This window comes from Vibrio sp. YT-18 (assembly GCF_033337345.1).
In the GTDB taxonomy this organism is placed as follows: Bacteria; Pseudomonadota; Gammaproteobacteria; order Enterobacterales; family Vibrionaceae; genus Vibrio; species Vibrio alginolyticus.
In genome coordinates, this window is the sequence record NZ_JAWOQO010000318.1 from 1 (window position 1) to 1,001 (window position 1,001).

Below are 1,001 nucleotides of genomic sequence, written 5' to 3' on the forward strand. Positions count from 1 at the left end.
GAGGAGAAAATCCAACGACATTGGTTTAGCCATAGTCAATTCGTTGCGGAGAATATCACACTCTTAGCACTTTTCTGTGATGCAAATCACCCTATTTTTGCAGTTTCTCAAACTTGAGAAGAACTCAGTAAATGGATGAATGGCAACTAATTTTTACAATAAGAAATGCGAATAACAGGAAAGAAAACAGCCCATCAAAGATGAGCTGTTCGGTAATGATTCAATGCTGTGGAACTATTGCATTTAAATTTTGTCTGTCACCGCAAGTGTTGCTGCAAGCACGTCTTGCCCAAACATCACGCTGCGCTCAGGAGACCAACCGTACAACGGATCAGGGTGGTTGTTATTGTCTTTGAATGGCATCTCAATTGTGTACGATAAGCACTTAAATTGCTCGGCAACCCAATTTGAACCAACCGTCAGGTTTGCCTTGCCTGGTTCGTCTTTGTCGTAGCCAATTTCATCTTGGAACTCTGGCGTAATAGTCAACAGTGCTTGTTTGAATGCATTTTCCAGCGCCGCTAAGTTTTCATCGTACGATGGGATGCCTTCAGAGCCTGCAACAAAGTTGTATGGGATCGCTTCATCACCGTGAACATCTAAGAACATATCCACGCCCGTTTCGAGCATACGTTCACGAACAAGGAACACCTCTGGGCTTTTCTCCATTGAAGGCGTTTGCCATTCACGGTTTAGGTTTACACCAACCGCATTCGTGCGTAGGTGCCCACGAATACCACCATCTGGGTTCATGTTAGGTACAACGTAAAGCACTGCTTTCTCAAGTAATGCACGGGCAACCGTATCGTTTTCATCCAGCAGACGCTGAATCATACCTTCCATAAACCACTCGGCCATGGTTTCGCCCGGATGCTGACGCGCAATCATCCAGATTTTCTTTTTGCCTTCTTCTGGCTCACCGAAAGTAAGCAAGCTCATGTCATTGCCATCTAGCGTATGACCAAGCGTCTCTAGTTGGCAGTGGTGCGCGCTTTGTGCCA

The 1,001-nt window shown here is 45.7% G+C and carries 1 protein-coding gene; it reads right to left on the bottom strand.

The genetic code is table 11. The annotated features are described in order from the left end of the window. Positions 1-243 precede the first annotated feature (243 nt). The coding region (locus R7M72_RS26270; protein ID WP_318056615.1) for a carboxypeptidase family protein at positions 244-1,001 on the bottom strand (758 nt) is incomplete at its 5' end.